The following is a 2234-nucleotide window of genomic DNA, read 5'->3' as shown; positions in this document are numbered from 1 at the left end:
GGAAATTTTAAAAGGGTAAAATAAAATTGACCCCCAACACCAGGACTTTAAAGGGTCAATCATATTGTAGCCAAAGGGGACAATCCTGCTTGGCCAAAAGGGTCAAAGTCGCGTGGCTTTTCCAGCAGCAGACCGCCGCAATCGAACCTGCCGCAAGACTTTTTCATCACCAATGCGTCCAAATGCCTGTGCAGATGGAGTTTTTACCTCGTTTTGCCGTTCTTTTCCGCGCCGTTACCACACCCGGATTTCGGTAACGGGATAGTAACGCAATTCCGGTTCAAGTTGGCTTTCGGGCGGTTTTACTTGGCACTCGCCAAAATCGTCAAAACCTCATAAATCATTAACTTTCAATCATATTTCCGTGATTTGCTCAGTATCTCACTTTTTTGTATTATCTTTGCAGCGTTTTCAAAAAACATCAAGCAATGATAATAACAATAGCAAGGCAGTGCGGATGCGGCGCACTGCACATCGGCGAACAGCTTGCCGCCCGCTACGACATACCCTTCTACACCCGCAAGAGCCTTCTGGAGATGGCCCGGGCCAAAGGCGTGCTGGCCGAAATGGACGACTTCTTTGAGGAGCGGCCCGTGGACGAGCTTCAGTTCGCAATCTCGGCCCTGGGCCACGACGAGGGTCCGCTGCACAGCCGCGCGCTCGACATCCTCTCCGACATGATAGGCCAGAGCGAATGCATCATCGTGGGGCGCTGCGGCAACTACATCTTCCGCCACCGCAGCGACCTGGTGTCGGTGTTCCTGAAAGGGCGCGAGGCCGACCGCATCCGCGCGGTGGCCGCCGAGGAGGGTGTCACGCCGCGCAAGGCGGCCGCCATCGTGCACGACATGGACGACAGCCGCGTGAGGTACCACATGTATTACACCCACCTGCAATGGGGCAACTCGGCCGACTACGACCTGTGCTTCGACAGCGTGAGGCTCGGCACGGAGAAGTCGGTGGCCCTCATCGGGCAGTACATCGAGGGGCTGGGCATAAGGCGGAAGGAGGCTTGATATGAAGTTCATCACACAGTTTCTTCTGATCCTCGCCTTCTCCTTTGCCGGCGAGCTGCTGCACTGGCTGCTGCCGCTGCCTGTGCCGGCGAGCATCTACGGTATAGCGCTGCTCTTCGCCGCCCTGCTCAAGGGCTGGGTGCGGGTGAGCGACGTGCGCGAGGTGAGCACATTCCTGATAGCCGTGATGCCCGTGATGTTCATCCCCGCCGCCGTGGGGCTGGTGGACTCGTGGCCCGACATCTCGGGTCACCTTGTGGCCTACGTGGCCGTGACCGTGGTCAGTACGTTTGTGGTGATGGGCGTGGCCGGAGCCGTCACCCAGCACATGATACGCAAAGGGAGGGAGGACAAATGACCGACGGACTTTTCGAGGGCTCGGTCTACTTCGGTGTCTGCGTCAGCCTGGCGGCCTACGCCGCCGGCGTGTGGCTTCGCAAGAAGACCGGCTGGAGCTTCATGAACCCGCTGCTCGTGTCGATAGTGCTGGTCATCGCGGCGTTGTTGGTGTGCGGCATCGGTTACGGCACGTATAACGAAAGCGCGTCGTGGCTCAGCTACCTGCTCACCCCGGCCACCGTCTGCCTGGCCGTTCCGCTCTACCAACAGGTGGACCTGCTCAGGAAGAACTCGCGTGCCATCATCTGCGGCATAGTGGGCGGCGCGCTGTCGGGCATGACCACGGTGCTGCTGCTCGCGCTGCTGTTCGGATTCTCACACGAGGCTTACGTCACGTTTCTGCCCAAATCCATCACCACGGCCATAGGCATGGGCGTGTCTGAGGAGCTCGGCGGCATCGTGTCGGTGACGGTGGTGTCGATAATAGTCACCGGCGTGCTCGGCAACATCATGGCAGAGAAAGTGCTCGCGTGGCTAAAGATCGATGAGCCCGTGGCCAAAGGCATAGCCATAGGCAGCAGCTCGCACGCCATCGGCACGGCCAAGGCCATGGAGATGGGCGTGGTGGAGGGCGCCACCAGCGGACTGTCCATCGTGGTGAGCGGCATACTGACCGTAGTGGGCGCGTCGCTGTTCGCGCTGTTCCTATAACCTGAATCGGTCATTAGACTTAGCCAGATTTCTGCCAGCAGCGGAAGATGGCTGAAGAGCCGACAAATGACAGCAAATGACGGCTTAGGCGGTCTAATGACAGATTCGGGTTTATCCGTTCTAACTCATCCTGCCTGTCTATGAACTTGTCAAATACCATCTTTTCCT

Annotated in this window: 3 protein-coding genes; all 3 read left to right on the top strand. The window is 58.1% G+C overall.

Going from position 1 to position 2234, the window contains the following annotated elements; all coding sequences use genetic code 11:
- Nucleotides 1-389: 389 nt before the first annotated feature.
- The 3 genes from H6A34_RS14140 to H6A34_RS14130 are packed head-to-tail and all read left to right on the top strand — an operon-like array spanning nt 390 to nt 2066.
- The gene (locus tag H6A34_RS14140) at nt 390-1016 is read left to right on the top strand and encodes a cytidylate kinase-like family protein (protein ID WP_338088676.1); all 627 of its coding nucleotides are present in this window, start codon (nt 390-392) and stop codon (nt 1014-1016) included.
- A 1-nt stretch (nt 1017) separates the two neighbouring features.
- Entirely contained in the window at nt 1018-1374 is a 357-nt protein-coding gene (locus H6A34_RS14135; protein WP_205106037.1) for a CidA/LrgA family protein, read from the top strand.
- Entirely contained in the window at nt 1371-2066 is a 696-nt protein-coding gene (locus tag H6A34_RS14130) for an LrgB family protein (RefSeq protein ID WP_205106036.1), read from the top strand. The genes H6A34_RS14135 and H6A34_RS14130 overlap by 4 nt, the downstream gene beginning before the upstream one ends.
- Nucleotides 2067-2234: the final 168 nt, after the last annotated feature.

Origin of the sequence: Marseilla massiliensis (assembly GCF_016899855.1) — a bacterium.
In the GTDB taxonomy this organism is placed as follows: domain Bacteria; phylum Bacteroidota; class Bacteroidia; order Bacteroidales; family Bacteroidaceae; genus Prevotella.
This window is presented reverse-complemented; position numbering and strand designations above follow the sequence as displayed.

Coding starts and splice junctions, on each gene's coding strand:
- H6A34_RS14135 (WP_205106037.1), top strand. CDS start 1,018: ATGAAGTTCATCACACAGTTTCTTCTGATCCTCGCCTTCTCCTTTGCC.
- H6A34_RS14130 (WP_205106036.1), top strand. CDS start 1,371: ATGACCGACGGACTTTTCGAGGGCTCGGTCTACTTCGGTGTCTGCGTC.